We start from the raw sequence: 18,813 nt of genomic DNA on the forward strand, positions 1-18,813 counted from the left end.
TCTTTTTGTCCAGCTCCGGGCGCTAGCGCTTCGGCCGCTTCCCTCTCTCGGTCAAGGCAAAATGCGCCTTTCGGTCGAGAGCTCCACCGTCTCTCAGCGCTGGGCAAGCGCCCTCCGCTTTTCTTTTCACCACCAGATGATGGTCATGAAGGTTAGGACGGTTAGGAATGCTACGAAAACTCCTGAGTAAAGGAACAGGGCTGGAGCTTCGTGTCCTTTATGGTTCATGTGCATGAAATAATATAGCTGAAATGCCACTTGTACCACCGCAAGCAGCAGAATAAACGGAACGGTGAACCAGTGTTCGATTCCTTTGTAGCCTACTGCAATAAAAGCAAGGATCGTGAGGAAAATCATCATACCGAATGAAACGACCTGATACTTCATGTCTTCAGCATTCTTTTTTTTCCGGTAGGCCAGATCGATTTTAGGATTTCCTGAGTTCTGATGTTGAGCCATTTATCCCACCATCCCCATTAGATATACAACCGTAAAAATAAATACCCAAACCACGTCAATAAAGTGCCAGTATAAACTTGCTACATAGTACTTTGGGGCGTTATAAAGACTGAGCCCCCGCTTATTGTTCCGGATAATCAAGGTCGTAATCCAGAGTAGTCCGAAGGTTACGTGAGCCCCGTGCGTTCCTACAAGTGTGTAGAATGCAGAGCTGTATGCATTTGTAGTGATCGTAAAGTCTTTCTCAGACACGTAATGGTAAAATTCGTAGATCTCGAGGGCAAGAAACCCTGCTCCTAAAAGGACGGTGATGCCAAGCCAGATCTGCATCTGCTTAAAGTTAAAGTTTTTCATATGGTACATCGCATACACACTGGTCAAACTGCTCGTCAATAATATCATCGTAGCAATAAAAACAATAGGCAGTTCAAACAGTTCTTCCGGCGGACCTCCCGTAGGGGATTCTCTTAGAGCAAGAAAAGTGGCAAATAGGGAGGCAAACAGGACCGTCTCTCCTCCGAGGAAGAGCCAGAATCCAACAAACTTGTTTTTCCCTTCAAGGGTTGCTTTTTCGGGAGAATCCGGGAATGTTTCGGCAGTCAGCTTTTCTTCTGCTTGCATTACGCCTTCACCCCTTTTTCATCATCTTCCAAATCTTCTTTATGAATATGGTATCCGTGATCGTCAACAACAGAGCGGAGGAACATCGCCCCAAGTGTAATGGCAAATCCAAGGAACAGTACAATCATGGCCCACGGCTCTTCCGTACGGTACATCAGGCCAAAAGCAGCTACAAACAAACCAAATGCCATGACAAGCGGAACGATTGAAGAGTTCGGCATATGAATATCCGATACAGGCTCAGCAGGTGTCATCCCTTTTTTGCCGGCTGTTTTTTCAACCCAAAGCGCATCAAGGCCGCGTACAAGAGGTGTCTGCTTAAAATTGTATTCCGGTGTTGGAGCTTCCACGGCCCATTCCAGTGTTCTTCCATCGATCCAAGGATCTTTCCCGGCGGCTTTGCCTTTCACAGCTGTCATCACAATATTGATCAGCAGGACAATCGTTGCGGCAGCCATAAAGGCAGCTCCAATCGAACTGACAAGATTTCCTGTTTCCCAGCCCTGGTTCGGCAGAAATGTGAAAACCCTTCTCGGCATTCCGTAAAGGCCGAGGAAATGCTGTATAAAGAAAGTTAAGTGAAATCCAATGAAAAACAATACAAATGTTATTTTCCCGAGCGTTTCGTTAAGGATCTTGTTAAACATCAGTGGCCACCAATAATGCGCCCCGGCAAACAGTGCGAACACAACTCCGCCAACAATGACATAGTGAAAGTGAGCCACTACAAAGTAACTGTCGTGATACTGGTAATCCGCTGCAGCACTGGCAAGCATAACTCCTGTCACTCCCCCGAGTACGAAAGAAGGGATAAATGCCACTGACCAAATCATGGCAGTCGAATACCTGATTATGCCTCCCCACATGGTGAACAGCCAGTTGAATATTTTAATGCCCGTTGGTACGGCAATGGCCATTGTAGCGACTGCAAAGATGGCGTTAGCAATCGGTCCAAGCCCAGTCGTGAACATATGGTGTGCCCATACCATAAACCCTAAAAACCCAATCAGAACTGTTGCAAATACCATGGAAGAATAGCCAAAGAGCCTCTTCTTTGCAAATACAGGAATAATATCAGAAAATATACCAAAGGCAGGAAGGATGAGTATGTAAACTTCAGGGTGTCCGAATATCCAGAATAAGTGCTCCCAAATAACCGTATTCCCTCCTTTTTCTGCCACGAAAAAGTTTGTATCAAACAATCTGTCAAACATCATGAGTGCAAGGCCTACTGTCAAAGCAGGAAAGGCAAATAGGATAAGTGCAGAGGCTACAAATGTCGTCCATGTAAAGAGCGGCATTCTCATAAATGTCATGCCGGGAGCTCTCATGTTGATAATCGTAACGAGAAAATTAATTCCCGCAATCAAGGTACCAATCCCGGAAATCTGCAGACCGAGCACATAAAAATCGATGCCGTGCCCTTCTGAATAAAGAGATAGTGATGCGTATGACGTCCACCCTGCATCAGGAGCCCCGCCTAAGAACCAGCTAAGGTTTAGAAATATCCCCCCAAAGAAGAAAAGCCAGAATCCCAGTGAGTTCAGGAATGGGAACGCCACATCACGCGCTCCTATCTGAAGAGGCACGACAGCATTCATGAATGCGAAAAGCAAGGGCATGGAAGCCAGAAAAATCATGGTCGTTCCATGCATCGTAATAATCTCGTTGTATAATCCTGCCTGCAGAAAACCGTTTTCCGGTACAGCAAGCTGTATACGGATCAGCATGGCCTCAAGTCCGCCAACCAGAAAGAAAAATCCCCCTGCGATTAAATATAAAATCGCGATTTTTTTATGATCAACGGTCGTCATATAATCCCAAACCGTTGCTCCAAACCCCTTTTTTTGTGCGATTGTACTCAATTCAAACCCTCCCCCTTTATAGCAGCAATGCCTACTCCACTTTCAATCCATTCATGTAAGCTGTAAGCGCTTCAATTTCATCGCCGGTTAATTCCGGATATTTTCCGGTCATCGTATTGCCCGGCTTGTATTTTTCAGGATCTTCAAGCCACTTTCGAACGTTTTCATCCGTATTCGGCAAAATACCGGCAACTTTGGTTCGATCGCCAAAATTCCCAAGGTTCGGAGCTGTCCGGACTTCTTCAGGCCGCTCATCGGATGGGGTTACAGCATGGCAGCCGATGCAGCTCTTTTCCTGGAAAAGCTGTTCTCCCTGTCTTTCTAAAGCAGTTTGAGGTGCAGACTTTGCCGATTTCATTTTCTCAGTCCACTGATTGAATTCTTCCCGGGGTACTGCCTTCACTTTAAAATCCATCAATGCATGTGATGGACCGCATAGCTCAGCACACTTACCGTAAAGGTATTCTCCGGCTTTACTCACCTTATCTGAGTCAAAAGTAAGCCAAAACTTATTTTCACTCTCTGTATTCGTATCCATTTTGCCTCCGGCTGAAGGAATCCAGAACGAATGTTTCACATCCGAAGCTACAAGATTAAAGTAAACCCTTTCATCTGTCGGCACAATTAAATCCTGGCTAGTAATGATTTTGTGGTCCGGGTATTCAAACTCCCACCAGTAAAGACTCGCTCTGACATTCACGACTAAAGCATCTTCCGGTTTACGGTTTTTATCTTCCATCGGTTCTACGTTTGCAAGTTCAAAGGTTGCTGCTACAACTGGCACCGCAAGGATAAGCAAAAGTAAAATAGGAATAACAGTCCAAATGATTTCTAAACGCTGATTTCCTTCCACTTGCTCCGGGATTTTCGCTTCATCCCCTTTTCGTTTTCGGAAGCGTACGATAACATAGAAAAAAATTACCGTTACGACCGCTACTACAACCACCATGATAATCGTGCTTAACATCATGATCCCAAACTGGTTTTCCGCTACTTCTCCTGCAGGCTGCAAGGTAGAAAGAAACGGTTCTCCGCATCCGGCCATAATGAGCGCTGATAAAATAAATAAGCTCAACAGACGCCCTGTTGTCCGCCATTTTTTCATACCCAAATCATACCCCTCTTCCAGTAATTTAATGATGCGCTACTGCAAACCTTTAGAATATTGAAAAAAATTAATTTATGGAAAATTCTTTTAAATAAAAGAATTTTTTACAGGGATCAGGATGAATAATGCGCGGCAGCTGCACACTGCCACGCTTATTCATTTGCTTAAACGATCGTGAAGAGGATCATAGATACGAAGAGGATAGTTAAATAGTTGAGTGAGTATATAAACATCCATTTGGCCCAAACCAGATCATCCTTCATCTTGAAGCCGGAGAGTGCCAGTACAATCCAGCCCGCATTCAGGGCGGTAGCTAAAATCAGAAATCCTGTTCCCAGATCATACAGATAAAATGGAAGTGGAAGAAGGCATGCGACCCAGACCATCATCTGTCTTTTCGTCATGGCAAAACCGCGTACGGCCGGAAGCATTGGAATGTTGGCTGCCTTATATTCATCCACTCTTTTCATTGCAAGGGCAAGAAAATGCGGCGGCTGCCATATAAACATGATCATAAACAGTACCATGGCCTGCACCGTAAGATTCGGATCTACAGCAGTCCAGCCAATCAGCGGAGGAACTGCTCCGGGAAGGCTTCCGATGACAGTGTTGATCGTATACCTTCTTTTAGACCACATCGTGTACAGAAAGACATACGAAAAGACACCGATTGCGCCGATTACGGCAGCCATCATGGTTGTCATCATCAAAGCCGCCATACCAAGAGCAATCAGAAAAATTCCAATCCATAGCGCCTGATTCGGTTCATACTTTCCTGTAACGGTAGGGCGGTTTTTCGTTCTTTCCATAATGGGATCAATATCCCGGTCGTAATAATTGTTTACTGCACAAGAGCCTGCCATGACAAGCGCAGAACCAACGAGCGCAAATACCACTGTATCCAGCGACGCCAGAAAGCTCTGGCCGCTGAAATAAAATGCAAGCCACAATCCCGCGAATGCAGTGATCATATTCGAATTTACAATTCCTATTTTTATGAGAGCCAGGAAGTCCTTCCAGGCGGAAGCCTTAGTGATCTCATGAGGACCGTGTTCGCTCATTGCTGTTTCGGCAGCTGTCCTCGTATTCGGCATAATACATCCTCCTTTGCTGTTGATGCCACTTATCCGGCATCCAAAACCTGTCTTATCACCAAAAATTTAGCCTGAATCTACTCATAATGATACAGGAAGTGCTTTGTGAACAAAATGCTCTAAATGATTTAAACAATAAATCGACAAATATTTATGGCGAAATCGTGAACATTATGTGTCAGCAAAGTGAAGATTTGTGTGAAACTAGACAGGAATCCAGCAATTTAATTTTAACATAAAATGATAGTGGAAGATAAAGGCTTTTTCAGGTTTTTATAACCTTCTTGCTGTCTCTGGGAAATCACCTTCCATTTACTAGTTTATTTCTATTTTAATGGTAATAAACCGGTCTTTTTTCAAGCGTTTTGTGAACAATAGGCCGAGCCTGTTGTATTTTAGCCGCTTATTTCTTACAATCAAAGACGTATTATGTCAAAATACGATTAAGATCCAATGTTTTGTTTCGATATAAGAATAAGAAGGTGAATGATTTGAAGCGTGTTATTGCATTAAAATGGCTGGCGGTTATTACCACGCTGGTTATGCTTGTGGTCCTATTGGGCGGAGCATTAGTTACAAAAACCGGTTCTGGAATGGGGTGCGGACGATCGTGGCCACTCTGCCATGGAAAATTTGTTCTGCTGCCCGGTGATGTTACACCGGAACTGCTCATAGAGTTAAGCCATCGTGCCGCGAGCGGCATCGCAGGAATTTTAGTACTGGCTCTTGCCATAGCATCCTGGAGGCTGATCGGCCATATTAGAGAGACTAAATTTTTAGCCGTGCTGGCAGTTGTCTTCTTATTGCTTCAGGCCTTTCTTGGTGCGGGAGCTGTCATGTGGGGACAATCAAGTGCGATGAAGGCCATTCATTTTGGCGTATCTCTCATTTCATTCGCTTCCGTTCTTATGCTCGCCCTGCTTATTTTCGAAGTAGACAGAAAATTTGATGCCAATTCTCTTATTATCGACAAGAAAATGCGGTTTCACATGCTTGGCGTTCTGATCTACAGCTATATTGTTGTGTATACCGGGGCATATGTTCGCCATCGGGGAGCCAGTCTGTCGTGCTCTAACTGGCCGCTCTGCAATGAGGGAGCGTTCGGGATGCCAGTCCGTTTCCAGGAATGGGTACAAATGGGCCACAGACTTGCAGCCGGACTCATCTTCATCTGGATCGCCTATGCCGCTTGGCAGGCAATCAAGCATTACAAGCACCAAAAAGCAGTATACTGGGGCTGGATCATTTGCTTCATACTCGTTTCCCTTCAGGCACTGTCTGGAGCACTAATTGTATTGACCGAGCTGAACCTCGCTATTTCGCTCGCCCATGCCATTTTTATTTCATGTCTTTTCGGAGTATTAAGCTACTTCCTGTTGCTCATTTCGAGAAGCAAAGCAAATCAAATGAGGCTGTCAGAAAAGCAAACCGGTACAAATGAAGCTGGATAGAGATCCGTCATTACTAGGAAAAAAAGGACCCAGAGCATGCTCTGGGTCCTTTTTTCTGTCTGTCCTCAGATGCGATCTATCCTTCACCATTTACATGGCAGTACGCTTTCAGTTGCTGAGGATCATATGCCAGAGCTTTAGCGCTCAATCATAATAAGAGGGAGACGGCAGTGCAAAATAGAATTGAGGGCAACCAAAGCCTTTTCTGAAACTTCATTAAAAATATGAACCTTTATTTTTCATCCTTAAACATTTCAATTGCCAATTTTCTTTGTTTTTGATGGTCTACTATTGGTTCCGGGTAGTCTTTTCCAATCAGGCATGCCGCTTCCCTCTGGTCCTTGTCAGGCATTTTCCATGGTTCATGTATGTATTTGGAAGGTATATCCGCAAGCTCGTTTATATATTTACGGATATAGTCTCCTTTACTGTCAAACCGTTTGGATTGCGTTACAGGATTAAACACTCTGAAATAAGGGACAGCATCTGTACCGACGGAGGCTGCCCATTGCCAGCCGCCTATATTCGATCCGGGATCGTAATCGACAAGCTTGGAAGCAAAATAGTTTTCTCCGAGCCTCCAGTCAATCAGCAGATCCTTAGTTAGGAAAGATGCAGTAATCATCCGGAGGCGGTTGTGCATCCAGCCTTCTCTGTTCAGCTGCCTCATGCCCGCATCCACAATGGGATAGCCTGTCTGACCATCCTTCCACGCCTGAAATTTCTGCTCATCCTTATTCCAATCAAGCGACCGGTAAGCCTCGATAAATTCCTGATCTTTCGTTTCCGGGTAATTCGCAAAAATCATCTGATAAAAATCTCTGAATGCCAGCTCTCTGATATATGCTTCTTTGCTGTCTTCTGGAGCATCTGCCTGCTGAATAGCTGAAAAGACGGTCCGGGGAGAAATACACCCTGTCTTTAAATATCTGGACATCAGACTGGTGCCGTCGATCCCGGGTATATCTCTTCCTTCAGGGTATTCTTCAAGGGATTGATCGATGAATTTCTTCATTCTCTCCCTTGCTGCTTTCTCACCAATCTCCCAATCCTGTTCATCAAATCCTTTAGATAGCTTTTCGGCATCTTTCATCGCATTTTTTGAAAAGGGCTCCGCTTTCCTGGTAAACTTGCCCAGTTCATCAAATGACAATTTTTCACTCACAGGTTTGTCAAGTTTTTTCCAGGCTTTGTAGTAGGGGGAAAATACTTTATACACCGTACCGTCTTTTTTCCTAATTTCATTTGGACCATGTATGTATGCATCCTGAAAAGAATAGACATGAATTCCTTTTTCATCCAGCCAGCTGGTTATGCGCTCATCCCGTTCCTTGCCATAACCCGCTTCATCTTGATTAAAATATACAGCTTTTGCATCATTATGCTTGGACAGAAGATGCTGAAATGCCTTTTCCGGCTCACCTTCCACCACCTGGAGCTCTGTTCCGAGCTTTCGGCATCTCTTTGCAAAGTCCAGCATTGTCGCCATAAAAAATTGATGGCGAAGGCTGTTGCTTTCATTTAAAAATTTCCGGTTTAAGTGAAAGGTAAATATTAGTTCGAAATGATGTTTTTTACAGTAAGATAAGGCTTCTGACAAGGCTTTATTATCTTGAAACCGGAAGTCTCTCCGAAACCAGACGATAACACTTCCCACTGCTCCTCCTCCTTTCTCCATATGCATTCCCTTATTGGAAAGATTGTAACGGAATCATTAAAAAGAACATAGATTGGATGTGCTGAGGAACTTACAGCAAAAGAGCAGCCCCTAAGGACTGCTCTTTTGTTAGTTAGTGGGATAGCTCTATTAATAGGTCTCCGGTTTGGATTGCTTCCCCATTTCCAACATGTATATCTTTTACAGTGCCGGTGTACGGTGCCTGAACGGTTGTTTCCATTTTCATCGCTTCGGTAATCATCAGGTGATCCCCTTTATTGACTTTCTCGCCTTTTTGCACCAGTACTTTTATCACTGTACCAGGCATAGAAGCACCGATATGTTCCTGATTCGCGTGATCTGCCTTTGCTTTTGCAGCAACGGCTGATTTAATGCTTTCATCTTTAATGACTACTTCGCGCGGCTGTCCATTGAGTTCAAAATAAACGACCCTTGTCCCATCTGCTTGGGGTTCACCGATGGACACGAGCTTAACGATCAGTGTCTTTCCGTGTTCGATCACGACCTCAACTTCTTCTCCAAGTCTCATGCCATAGAGGAAAGTCGGAGTATCCAGTACAGAAACATCCCCAAACTGCTCAAATGTTTTCGCATATTCGAGAAACACCTTAGGATACAGTGCATGTGCAATTGCTTCAAAGCTTGTAACAGGTCTGTTCAAGGTTTGGAATAATTCCTCTTTGCTTCTGTCAAAATCAACAGGTTTAAGCAATTCGCCTGGCCTTACCCCTATTGGCTCTCTCCCTTTAAGAATTATTCGCTGCAGCTCTTTAGGAAAGCCGCCGTGAGGCTGTCCGAGATATCCTTCGAACATCTCCACTACCGAATCAGGGAAATCGAGTGATTCGCCACGCTCATAGACATCGTCTTCGGTCAGATTATTCTGGACCATAAACAATGCCATATCCCCGACCACTTTAGAAGAAGGAGTGACCTTTACTATGTCGCCGAAAAGTTCGTTCACCCGCTGATACATTTCCTTCACTTCATTCCAGCGGTCACCGAGACCGACTGCCTTTGCCTGCTGCTGCAGATTGCTGTACTGACCTCCCGGCATTTCATGCTGGTAAACCTCAGTATGAGGAGAAATCATACCGCTTTCGAAATCCTGATAGTATTTTCTGATACCCTCCCAGTAATGGGAAAGCTGCTCCAGAACCTCAACATCCAGCTTTGGCTGCCTATCCATTCCGGCAAGAGCATAATAGAAGGTGCTTGCACTCGGCTGTGAGGTCAGGCCTGCCATCGAGCTCACGGCTACATCGACAATATCTACGCCTGCTTCAGCAGCTTTTGCGTACATAAAGGTCCCATTCCCGCTCGTATCATGCGTATGGAGATGGATTGGAATGTCCACTGTTTCTTTTAAAGCAGAAATCAAATCGTAGGCAGCCTGAGGCTTCAGCAAACCGGCCATATCTTTAATAGCAAGGATATGCGCACCTGACTGTTCAAGCTCTTTCGCCATTTCTTTATAGTATTGCAGATCGTACTTTCTGCGTGATGGATCAAGAATATCCCCTGTGTAGCAAATTGCCGCCTCCGCTAGCTTTCCGCTGTCCCGCACCGCATCGATTGCCAGGGTCATGCCTTTGACCCAGTTGAGGCTGTCAAATATCCGGAATACATCAATGCCGGCGTTTGATGATTTTTCAACAAACTCTTTGATTACATTGTCCGGATAATTTTTATAGCCAACGGCATTGGAAGCCCGAAGCAGCATTTGAAGCAGAACATTGGGTGCTTGTTTTCTGACGGTCAGCAGACGGTCCCATGGATCTTCCTTAAGAAATCGGTAGGCTACATCAAATGTAGCACCGCCCCACATTTCCAGTGAGAAAAGCTCAGGCAAAAGCTTCGCAGTCGGTTCGGCAATTCTTTTTATATCGGCTGTTCTTAAACGGGTGGCAAGAAGCGACTGATGAGCATCCCGGAACGTCGTATCGGTCAAAAGAACCTGATGCTGATCTTTAATCCAGCTAACGAGCCCATCTGCTCCGCGTTCTTCCAGTATGTTTTTTGTGCCGCGTGGATAGTCGTCCAGCAGGCTGATCCCAGGAACAGGCGGTTTTTCAAAGACCGGTTTCTTTTTCTTGCCAATCCCAGGAAACCCATTAACCGTAACATTGCCGATATAGCTGAGCATTTTCGTTCCCCTGTCTTTCTTTTTAGGGAAAATGAAAAGCTCAGGTGAACTGTCAATAAAGGTGGTATCATATTGTCCGCTCAAAAACTGTTCATGCTTTACAACGTTTTCGAGGAAAGGAATGTTCGTTTTGATGCCGCGGATACGGAACTCTTTTAAATTACGGACCATTTTGGCTGCAGCCTGTTCAAACGTTAAAGCCCATGTGGAAAGCTTCACCAATAATGAGTCATAGTAAGGAGTGATAACTGCGCCCTGGAAGCCGTTCCCTGCATCAAGACGAACGCCGAATCCTCCGCCTGTCCGGTACGCCATGATCTTCCCGGTATCCGGCATAAAGTTGTTTAAGGGATCTTCAGTTGTTACACGGGATTGTATTGCGTACCCGTTCGTATGTATATGCTCCTGGGAAGGAATGCCGATTTCTTTGCTGTGGAGATCCATCCCCTCAGCAACCATTAGCTGCGTCTGCACGATATCGATCCCTGTAATCATCTCCGTAATGGTATGTTCAACCTGAACACGCGGATTTACTTCAATAAAATAAAAGTCATCGCCGGAGACGAGGAATTCCACCGTGCCTGCATTCAAATACTCTACTTTTTCCATTAGCCTTACAGCTGAATGGCATATCTCGAGCCGGAATTCCTCTGGAAGGGATACGCTGGGCGCAACCTCCACTACCTTTTGATGCCGGCGCTGAATAGAGCAGTCACGTTCGTACAAGTGAACGATGTTTCCGCTTTTATCCCCGATGATCTGTACTTCAATGTGCTTTGGATTTTCTATGAGCTTTTCAACATAAACCTCATCATTTCCAAATGCGGCTTTTGCTTCAGATTTTGCCCGCTCATAGGATTCCTTGACGCTTGCTTTGGAACGGACAATTCTCATTCCCCGTCCGCCTCCGCCCAGGGAAGCTTTAATGATAAACGGGTAGCCATGCTCATTCCCGAACTGAATGACTTCTTCCACCGTCTCAACTGGGCCGTCACTTCCAGGAATAACAGGTATGCCTGCTGACTCGGCCTGTTTTCTTGCCTTGACCTTATCTCCAAACATATCTAAGTGCTTTGACTCGGGTCCGACAAAAACAATGCCTTCCTGCTCACATCTTCTGGCAAAATGAATATTTTCCGAAAGAAATCCATAGCCGGGGTGGATGGCATCTACGCCATTTGCCTTGGCTATTTCAATAATTCCATCGATATCCAAGTAGGCATCAATCGGTTTTTTGCCTTCTCCCACGAGGTAGGCTTCGTCCGCTTTATAGCGGTGGTAGGCTCCAGCGTCTTCTTTAGAATAAATGGCAACCGTCCTTATATTCAGCTCTGTACAAGCCCTGAACACCCTAATTGCGATTTCCCCTCGATTGGCAACAAGCACTTTTTGGATTGTCTGCATGAGATATTTCTCCTCCTAAGGCAATTATATTAGTATGTCACTTTTAATAATAGTATATCACATTTTGCTGGACAAAGGTTTTTTAAAGCCTGATGACGCCTTTTTAACTGGAGCCTTTACAGCCCCGCTTTTATACTTCTTTCGATAATTCACAAACATGGATACGTTGACAAGCAGGCCTGCCGAAGTCATTAACACAAGCATAGAAGAACCGCCATAGCTTATGAATGGCAATGTGACACCCGTGATTGGTATCAGTCCGGTAAGACCGCCGAGATTAATGCCTGCCTGAATGGCGATCATACTGGATATGCCGACTGCCAGCAGCGTACCGAATGCGTCTTCACACTGCCTGGCAATGTAAAACCCTCTGAAAATGAGCGTGCCGAGTAGACCAAGCACGAAAAGCACTCCTAGAATGCCAAGTTCCTCCGCAACAATCGACATTATAAAGTCTGTATGAGACTCTGGGAGGTAACCATATTTCTGTACGCTATTCCCAAGGCCAAGACCGGTAATGCCGCCTGATCCGATCGCGTACAGAGAATTTGCCAGATGGAATCCAGCGTCGTCCTCGTTGCTGAACGGGTCGGTGTAGCCTGCGAATCTTGATACCCGCTCGGGTGTGGCAAAGTTATCCCAGTTCATAAGGATAAAGGGACTGAATAAAGCGAGGATAGCCAGTCCCGCCAGCACAATTTTCATCAGGCTTTTCCAATTCATCCCTGAAGCTGAAACCATTGCCGACATAATCAAAGCAATAATCATAGCCGTCCCGATATCAGGCTGGATGATGATTAAAAAACAGATTGCTGTAGTAAAAATGAGCGGAGGCATAACGGCTTGTCCAAAGTGATTTATGTATGCCTGCTTTTTCTCATAAATAGCCGCCAGATAGATAATAATGCTCAACTTCACAAATTCCGCCGGCTGCATCGTAAAACCGGCAACCTTAATCCAGCTTTGGGCGTTGCCTGCCGTGTGGCCGTATACAAACAGCAGCAGCAAAAGCCCAATCGAAAGAAGCATAATCATTTTTAATAGCTTGTCAGTTAACAAGACCCGGTAAGGAATTGCTGCGGCCATAATAAAAGCGATGGTACCGATACAAACCGTAATCAGCTGTTTTTTGAAGAAGTAATCGTTTTCCGTTCCAAATCTTGCTGCTGCCGTAATCATGCTGGAGCTGTAAACCATCACCAGACCAAATACACACAGCAAAAAAACTGTAAAAATCAAAGTATAATCATATGATTTTAGGATTTTTCTTATCATAAACTCTCTTCCCTACTTTTTCAATTAATTCTTCAAAAAATTTAATATTTTCCGTATATTTAAATACAAGACGTTTCACAGCCTTTAAAACTATCCTATCAGGGTAAGCGGCATCGCACAACGAACGAATGGAGGAATTGGCCATCTAAAATTCCGGAAACATACCGAGTCTAAAGAATGTCTTTATAAGCTAAAAAAACTCAAACCATTGTCTTGCAAACAGTTTGAGTTCTAAGGTTTTTATTTTTTCGTAAATGCCTCATGCAAAGCAGATAACTCGCGTTCAAGGGAATCCAGAAGAACTTTTCCTTCGTGCTCAAATACCAGTCCGAGACGAACGGCAAAGTCAATTTCCCTGGATAATCCGAACATTTGCGTATCTAAAACCTCTTCATAGAGAGGGCATTGCGGCATAGTTAAATTGTCCATCTGAACCTTGATCAATTTCATGATTTTTTCAGCATCCGCTTTTAATAGAGCAAGCGCCTTCTCACGATGATCAATCGCAATCTCAGAAGCCAAATGAATCCCTCCGTTCCCGAGCGATTACCTCTAATCTATCTATTAATATTAAAGGGAAAAAAGGAAAAAAGCAAGGTATAATGGAGGACAAATCGTGCTGTTCTTCGCCAATTACCGGCACAGCTGCCGGATCTGCCGCTGCGCGATCCATGACAACCTCTGAGAAAGCGCTTATAATGGGTTTTGAGGAGTGATAGCCATGCATAGTATCATTACATTGACAGGCAAAGTAAAACATCCGATTACCATTGATCCAAGTGTGTGGATCTTTGACGAACGCAAAGCTGATCTTGAAACCTTTTTTACTGTGAATGATGAAACCTGCCATAATGACGAAGCGTATACGAAAGCCATTTCTAAGCATTGGGACCGCGAGATCATGCAAGGAAATGAAGCCCCTGCCCAGCCTGAGAAAAAAACGTTTAAGAAACAGGAAATAGCAAACGGGACTTTCGGGATTCGTTTTGCTCCCTTCTTGCTGAACGCAGAGCTGGAGGAATCCGCTTCCGAAGTTCAGATTCTCTCAAAAAATGGAACCGCTGTCCTCTCTTTGCGTGAAGCAGAGGAACTAGTCGCTTTATTCAGCAAAAATGGAAAACCTCTGAAAGATGACGGACCTTTACATTTTTATTTCGGAGATGGTTCCAATAAAGATCGCCCAATTAAAGGGGTTACAAAGATCATCGTAGCTTAACAAACTAAGCAGAGGCAAATGCAAAAAAGTGCTCAGAGTATGACTCTGAGCACTTTTTGCTATCCGGAGGTCTTTCCCAGCGCTTTAACGAGACAGCATTTTCTGTTTGCGGCCATGACTCAAGCCTTGTGAAGACCAGACAAATGCCTTACAGTAAATCTGCAGCGAGCTGGGCCAGGCCGGAACGCTCACCTTTTACAAGCTTAACGTGTCCTGCGATCTGCTGATCCTTAAATTTTTCCACCACATACGTTAAACCGTTATTGTATTCATCCAAATACGGGTGATCAATCTGTTCAGGATCCCCCATCAGCACAATTTTGCTTCTTTCCCCTACCCGAGTCAAAATGGTCTTAACCTCATGCTTTGTAAGATTCTGCGCTTCATCAATGATAATAAACTGGTCCGGAATGCTTCTCCCTCTGATATATGTCAAAGCCTCCACCTCGATGGATCCCATACCGGCGAGGATCGCATCCAGTTCCCCGGGTTTTTTTGTGTTAAATAGAAACTCAAGATTGTCATAAATAGGCTGCATCCAAGGACGGAGCTTTTCTTCTTTTTCCCCCGGAAGAAATCCGATATCTTTTCCAACCGGAACGATGGGTCTTGCAACAAGAAGCTTTTTAAACGTCCCCATATCCTCTGTTTGAAGCAGTCCTGCCGCAAGAGCAAGAAGAGTTTTGCCGGTACCGGCTTTTCCTATAAGGGTAACAAGCGGCAAATCGTTTCTCAGCAAAAGCTCGAGCGCCATCGTCTGCTGGACATTTCTCGGCCTTATCCCCCAAATATGATCATGGTCTGTAAAGAGCCTTTTCACTTTTTTTCCGGTCTTATCAACCATTCCCACTGCTGAGGCAGATCCGCCAAGGGCATCCTTCATAATGACAAACTGATTCGGATAAAACGGATGGTTCGTAACTTCTGTCAAAGTAAGCTCATTTTTCTCATAAAACCTGTCCAAGTTTCCCTTGTCTATGTATAGGTCGAGGAAACCCGTATAAATATGATCCACTTCCACAACGCGGTCGCTTAGAAAATCTTCTGCAATTAACCCGAGGGCATCAGCCTTTACACGGACGAGCGTGTCTTTGCTGACTATTATTACAGGCCGGCCGTTTTCTTTCGTTTTCTCTTCGTTTGAAAGGTTATTGGCTACAGCCAGGATGCGGTTGTCGTTCGTCTTTTCCACAAAAATGTCCTGTAATTCATGGAAAGACCGGTGGTTAAGCTCTATTCTTAAAACTCCGCCATTACGGAGCGGTATTTTTTCATGAAGCTTCCCTTCTTCCCGAAGCCCGTCAATCAGCTTCGAAACCTGGCGTGCATTACGTCCTACTTCATCCATATAGCGTTTTTTGGAGTCCACTTCCTCCAGCACAACGGCTGGGATGACTACTTCATTGTCATCAAATGAAAAAATTGAATTCGGGTCTTGCAGCAAAACATTTGTGTCCAGAACATAAACCTTATTCAATATTCCGCCTCCTAATCCGCATATGGCAGCCTGAGCCGCCTTCCCTCTCGTCACCAGTGCAAAGCCTGTTCACTAATCGTTGCTAAAATATATGATTTTGTGAATAAAGATAGAAGGTTAATTAGACAATAAAGTAAAAAGCCATTCAAAAGGAGTGCTCTTATGCTGCGATCGTTACTATATTCCGTCATTACTGCCCTTTTCATGCTGACAGCCTGCTCAGCAAATGAAAATTCCCAAGGTGAGACCTCCAGCGATTACAAATCTAAGCCCATTACAGTCAAGAACAGCATCGAACGCCCGGTAGAGCGTCAAACAGGACAGCAGATTTCGAAGCATCTTGTGGAAATCGCCAACCGTGTGCCTGACGTAAATGATGCGACCGCCGTTGTCCTGGGCAAATATGCCATCGTTGGGATTGATGTGAATGCAAAACTGGATAGAAGCAAAGTAGAATCCATCAAATACGCCGTGGCAGAAAGTCTTAAGGACGATCCATACGGGGCCACTGCCATTGTTGTAGCAGATGCAGATACGAACCAGCGTCTGCGCCAAATGGCGAATGAAATCCAGCAGGGGCGTCCGATCGGCGGCATCCTTGATGAGCTGGCTTCAATCGTTGGCCGCGTAATGCCGGATGTACCTAATGATACGATTGATAATCAGGAAAAAGAACCAACCGAGCAGGACAATGACCAGCTGCCTAAAAAAGAGCAGGATGAACTGGACAATGAACAAAACGACCAATCCAGAAAAGAAATTCAAAAGAATTGATTCCATACAGGGTGCAGACGCAAGCAGTTTGAGCTTTAGATTCCATTAAAACATGCAGCAGGTAAACGCATAAAAGCTTAGCCTGAAAATTTTGGGCTAAGCTTTTTTCATTGCGTCCATAACCTGCTGATCAAGCCGGGCAGCCGCCTTTTCGTCATACGTCTTTGCATACTGCGGTTCAGCAGATATTCGGGAACCGTAAAACATGACATCCCGGACCTCAGAAATTTCAAGCTCCACCAAAGCAAGCTTTAGAGGGACATTTTCAAGCTTCTCTTGTTTTACATGAGCATTTCCAATGATCGAATACGCAGACTCGTTCGCCAAAAGATTAATAACAGCAGCAGGATGCTTATGTATATTTTCTAAAATACTTGAGCGGGTATCCAAAGCGAAATAAATCCTCTGCCGATCCGGCGCAAGCACCCATGATATTGCATTTACATTAGGTGCCCCCGTCTCTTGATCAATCGTTGCTATTGTCACAAACCTTTCCTTCTGCAAAGCATTAAAAAGCGGGTCAATAAGCTGATTCTCTACTTTGTTCGCCATATTCATCCCTCCAATGCTGCGGTATAGATCTATCATACCTATCATACCGATTTTTCACAAATGTTCCAATAAAAACTCTTACCGTAAAGCAACTTTTTCTGCCTGTGTTATAATCGGTCTATATAAACTGTTTAGAGGTGCTATCCATGAGAGTAAAATGTGTAATATGCGACCAAGTCCACACCATAGATGATGAAACCCTGCTGGCTAAAAGACTCCGCAACAGGCCCATTCATACCTATACATGCCCGGAATGCTACGACCGCATTGAGGTGCGAACGAAAGAACGCCTAAAAACTGGAAACTTCAGGTTATACCGCGATAAAGAAACCGGTGACTTCCTATCATGATCTTGCGGGGCGGGCTTTGCGGTCTGGCCGGCGGTTTTGCTCTTGGTTTTTTTCTAAAATGGACGCAGGGCGTAACAGGACTCACCGTTTATACCCTGCTCCTGAATATCGATTTTTTGTATCCATACCCGCTGCCCGAGTGGGTTGAATTTGCGATTCATTTAGGGGTAGCTGTTTTAATCGGAGCCGGGTTTGGAGCAATCGTTAAAAAAACCCGGATTTCACGTTTCAGAAACCAGCTCTTACTTGCTTCTCTCATAACTTTGCCAGCTGTGTTCTTATACTTTCCACTCTCATTACTAGCCATCAAAAGTGTCCCCTCTATCTGGAATGCTGCCGCTTTTGGATGGTGGTCAGCGGGGCATGCTGTTTTTGTCTTAGCTATGTGCGGGGGCGTATGGGCATTTACTTCAAAAAGAACAAATTAGATATCTGCTTCCCCTCGCAATACTCTCCTTATACATGGAATTTTATTTGACCCATCGTTTCTAGAAAGAGTGTTTTATTCAGCTTTAGATGAATGAATTAGACCCACATGCATTTTATTTCATTTTCCACAATCATGTAATTTGTCCGTGCCTTTATAGAGCAGGTACGCTTTTGCACGTGGAGCAGCCTGGACACAGGCATGTATATACATACCCCTATCCTATTTATATAGATAGACTTCCAAACCAAAAAAACCCCAATCCAAGGGGTTCACAAACAATAATTTTGATACCGGTCCGGTTCACGCCGCATCTGGTCTTTCATCACATCAATCAGCTCCGCAGGGAAGCGGGTGCGGTATTCTTTTCCGTTCTGCAGGCAGGTGATCCAATAAAGGCCCTCCTCCATTTTATAGGAGAGCTGATTGATTCCATGATCCTCTTTGAGAACGCTTTCAAAAAGTGCTGCGGTTTCAGCGGCAGATAGATCGTCAGGTCTGTCGAGAGCTACTACTTTAATAGAGAGCCAGTTATAGAGGGCATCCTGCAGGGATCTCATACGGACTGCTCCATTTTTTTATGGCGTCTTAGCCGGATTTTATAAATGATCAGGATCAGGGATGCGATGATTAGCCCTTCGGCTATCGGGAGAAAGATAGCTAGGAAGGTCAAGATGATGCAGCCGAGAAAAAGGAACAGATAAATGAGCGCGGCTTTAAGAGGCGGCAATTTTTTTGCGAAGCCCAGCTTAAACACAATAATAGAAAGAATTAGGACAACTGTGAGCATCGTCCATCCACCGGCAGCCGGGTTCAATGCAGTATAAATTAATTTCGCCACCGGCCACATGCTGCTGTATACATCCGGTTCCACATCGATTTCCTCCTATTCTGTTTTCCATATAAAAGAAAATGG

General features: G+C 44.7%; 18 protein-coding genes. 5 read left to right on the forward strand and 13 right to left on the reverse strand.

What is annotated here, in order from left to right:
* Positions 1–126 precede the first annotated feature (126 nt).
* The 5 genes from ctaF to cyoE form a co-directional block, all read right to left on the reverse strand.
* Positions 127–459 (reverse strand): cytochrome c oxidase subunit IVB, encoded by a 333-nt coding sequence (ctaF, locus tag ACQCV8_RS18300; protein WP_426846897.1) that lies wholly within the window; start codon positions 457–459, stop codon positions 127–129.
* Positions 460–1,080: a cytochrome c oxidase subunit III gene (gene ctaE / locus ACQCV8_RS18305; RefSeq protein ID WP_426846898.1), complete on the reverse strand. Its 621-nt coding sequence runs from the start codon at positions 1,078–1,080 to the stop codon at positions 460–462. It lies immediately after the preceding gene.
* The gene (gene ctaD / locus ACQCV8_RS18310; protein WP_426846955.1) at positions 1,080–2,894 is read right to left on the reverse strand and encodes a cytochrome c oxidase subunit I; all 1,815 of its coding nucleotides are present in this window, start codon (positions 2,892–2,894) and stop codon (positions 1,080–1,082) included. The genes ctaE and ctaD overlap by 1 nt, the downstream gene beginning before the upstream one ends.
* 82 nt (positions 2,895–2,976) lie before the next feature.
* Entirely contained in the window at positions 2,977–4,050 is a 1,074-nt protein-coding gene (gene coxB, locus ACQCV8_RS18315) for a cytochrome c oxidase subunit II (protein WP_426846956.1), read from the reverse strand.
* A 167-nt stretch (positions 4,051–4,217) separates the two neighbouring features.
* Complete coding sequence (gene cyoE / locus ACQCV8_RS18320) at positions 4,218–5,147, reverse strand: heme o synthase (RefSeq protein ID WP_426846899.1); 930 nt, start codon at positions 5,145–5,147, stop codon at positions 4,218–4,220.
* Between the two features lie 482 nt (positions 5,148–5,629).
* Here cyoE and ACQCV8_RS18325 point away from each other — a divergent pair, with 482 nt between their 5' ends.
* Entirely contained in the window at positions 5,630–6,598 is a 969-nt protein-coding gene (locus ACQCV8_RS18325) for a COX15/CtaA family protein (RefSeq protein ID WP_426846957.1), read from the forward strand.
* A 232-nt stretch (positions 6,599–6,830) separates the two neighbouring features.
* On the opposite strand, the gene ACQCV8_RS18330 is transcribed toward ACQCV8_RS18325, so the two are convergent.
* From ACQCV8_RS18330 to ACQCV8_RS18345, 4 genes are all read right to left on the reverse strand, one after another.
* Complete coding sequence (locus ACQCV8_RS18330; RefSeq protein WP_426846900.1) at positions 6,831–8,255, reverse strand: cryptochrome/photolyase family protein; 1,425 nt, start codon at positions 8,253–8,255, stop codon at positions 6,831–6,833.
* Between the two features lie 133 nt (positions 8,256–8,388).
* Positions 8,389–11,826 (reverse strand): pyruvate carboxylase, encoded by a 3,438-nt coding sequence (pyc, locus tag ACQCV8_RS18335; protein ID WP_426846901.1) that lies wholly within the window; start codon positions 11,824–11,826, stop codon positions 8,389–8,391.
* A 57-nt stretch (positions 11,827–11,883) separates the two neighbouring features.
* On the reverse strand, positions 11,884–13,101 hold the full coding sequence (gene ftsW, locus ACQCV8_RS18340) for a putative lipid II flippase FtsW (RefSeq protein WP_426846902.1): 1,218 nt from the start codon (positions 13,099–13,101) through the stop codon (positions 11,884–11,886).
* 240 nt (positions 13,102–13,341) lie between these two features.
* Positions 13,342–13,623 carry a YlaN family protein gene (locus tag ACQCV8_RS18345; RefSeq protein ID WP_426846903.1) on the reverse strand — a complete coding sequence of 94 codons (282 nt, stop codon included), beginning with the start codon at positions 13,621–13,623 and terminating at the stop codon, positions 13,342–13,344.
* 199 nt (positions 13,624–13,822) lie between these two features.
* On the opposite strand from ACQCV8_RS18345, the gene ACQCV8_RS18350 reads away from it, so the two are divergent.
* The gene (locus tag ACQCV8_RS18350) at positions 13,823–14,317 is read left to right on the forward strand and encodes a peptidyl-prolyl cis-trans isomerase (RefSeq protein WP_426846904.1); all 495 of its coding nucleotides are present in this window, start codon (positions 13,823–13,825) and stop codon (positions 14,315–14,317) included.
* Positions 14,318–14,465: 148 nt separating this feature from the next.
* Here ACQCV8_RS18350 and ACQCV8_RS18355 read toward each other — a convergent pair whose 3' ends face one another.
* Positions 14,466–15,797 (reverse strand): PhoH family protein, encoded by a 1,332-nt coding sequence (locus tag ACQCV8_RS18355; protein WP_426846958.1) that lies wholly within the window; start codon positions 15,795–15,797, stop codon positions 14,466–14,468.
* Positions 15,798–15,956: 159 nt separating this feature from the next.
* On the opposite strand from ACQCV8_RS18355, the gene ACQCV8_RS18360 reads away from it, so the two are divergent.
* Positions 15,957–16,568 (forward strand): YhcN/YlaJ family sporulation lipoprotein, encoded by a 612-nt coding sequence (locus tag ACQCV8_RS18360; RefSeq protein ID WP_426846905.1) that lies wholly within the window; start codon positions 15,957–15,959, stop codon positions 16,566–16,568.
* Positions 16,569–16,664: 96 nt separating this feature from the next.
* Here ACQCV8_RS18360 and ACQCV8_RS18365 read toward each other — a convergent pair whose 3' ends face one another.
* On the reverse strand, positions 16,665–17,120 hold the full coding sequence (locus ACQCV8_RS18365; protein WP_426846906.1) for a pyridoxamine 5'-phosphate oxidase family protein: 456 nt from the start codon (positions 17,118–17,120) through the stop codon (positions 16,665–16,667).
* Between the two features lie 146 nt (positions 17,121–17,266).
* Between ACQCV8_RS18365 and ACQCV8_RS18370 the strand changes: the two genes are divergently transcribed.
* Positions 17,267–17,470, forward strand: coding sequence for a YlaI family protein (locus ACQCV8_RS18370; RefSeq protein WP_426846907.1), 204 nt, complete (start codon positions 17,267–17,269; stop codon positions 17,468–17,470).
* Positions 17,467–17,898 carry a hypothetical protein gene (locus tag ACQCV8_RS18375; protein ID WP_426846908.1) on the forward strand — a complete coding sequence of 144 codons (432 nt, stop codon included), beginning with the start codon at positions 17,467–17,469 and terminating at the stop codon, positions 17,896–17,898. The genes ACQCV8_RS18370 and ACQCV8_RS18375 overlap by 4 nt, the downstream gene beginning before the upstream one ends.
* A gap of 271 nt (positions 17,899–18,169) precedes the next feature.
* Here the strand turns inward: ACQCV8_RS18375 and ACQCV8_RS18380 are convergent, their stop codons facing one another.
* Both ACQCV8_RS18380 and ACQCV8_RS18385 read right to left on the reverse strand, forming a co-directional pair.
* Complete coding sequence (locus ACQCV8_RS18380; RefSeq protein ID WP_426846909.1) at positions 18,170–18,457, reverse strand: hypothetical protein; 288 nt, start codon at positions 18,455–18,457, stop codon at positions 18,170–18,172.
* On the reverse strand, positions 18,454–18,747 hold the full coding sequence (locus tag ACQCV8_RS18385; protein ID WP_426846959.1) for a YlaH-like family protein: 294 nt from the start codon (positions 18,745–18,747) through the stop codon (positions 18,454–18,456). The genes ACQCV8_RS18380 and ACQCV8_RS18385 overlap by 4 nt, the downstream gene beginning before the upstream one ends.
* Positions 18,748–18,813: the final 66 nt, after the last annotated feature.

The sequence above is a fragment of the Metabacillus sp. 84 genome (assembly GCF_050107715.1).
In the GTDB taxonomy this organism is placed as follows: Bacteria; Bacillota; Bacilli; order Bacillales; family Bacillaceae; genus Metabacillus_B.

Coding starts and splice junctions, on each gene's coding strand:
- cyoE (WP_426846899.1), bottom strand. CDS start 5,147: ATGCCGAATACGAGGACAGCTGCCGAAACAGCAATGAGCGAACACGGT.
- ACQCV8_RS18360 (WP_426846905.1), top strand. CDS start 15,957: ATGCTGCGATCGTTACTATATTCCGTCATTACTGCCCTTTTCATGCTG.
- ctaD (WP_426846955.1), bottom strand. CDS start 2,894: ATGACGACCGTTGATCATAAAAAAATCGCGATTTTATATTTAATCGCA.
- ctaE (WP_426846898.1), bottom strand. CDS start 1,080: ATGCAAGCAGAAGAAAAGCTGACTGCCGAAACATTCCCGGATTCTCCC.
- ACQCV8_RS18375 (WP_426846908.1), top strand. CDS start 17,467: ATGATCTTGCGGGGCGGGCTTTGCGGTCTGGCCGGCGGTTTTGCTCTT.
- ACQCV8_RS18385 (WP_426846959.1), bottom strand. CDS start 18,747: ATGTGGCCGGTGGCGAAATTAATTTATACTGCATTGAACCCGGCTGCC.
- ACQCV8_RS18350 (WP_426846904.1), top strand. CDS start 13,823: ATGCATAGTATCATTACATTGACAGGCAAAGTAAAACATCCGATTACC.
- ctaF (WP_426846897.1), bottom strand. CDS start 459: ATGGCTCAACATCAGAACTCAGGAAATCCTAAAATCGATCTGGCCTAC.
- ACQCV8_RS18380 (WP_426846909.1), bottom strand. CDS start 18,457: ATGAGATCCCTGCAGGATGCCCTCTATAACTGGCTCTCTATTAAAGTA.
- ACQCV8_RS18370 (WP_426846907.1), top strand. CDS start 17,267: ATGAGAGTAAAATGTGTAATATGCGACCAAGTCCACACCATAGATGAT.
- coxB (WP_426846956.1), bottom strand. CDS start 4,050: ATGAAAAAATGGCGGACAACAGGGCGTCTGTTGAGCTTATTTATTTTA.
- ACQCV8_RS18365 (WP_426846906.1), bottom strand. CDS start 17,120: ATGGCGAACAAAGTAGAGAATCAGCTTATTGACCCGCTTTTTAATGCT.
- ftsW (WP_426846902.1), bottom strand. CDS start 13,101: ATGATAAGAAAAATCCTAAAATCATATGATTATACTTTGATTTTTACA.
- pyc (WP_426846901.1), bottom strand. CDS start 11,826: ATGCAGACAATCCAAAAAGTGCTTGTTGCCAATCGAGGGGAAATCGCA.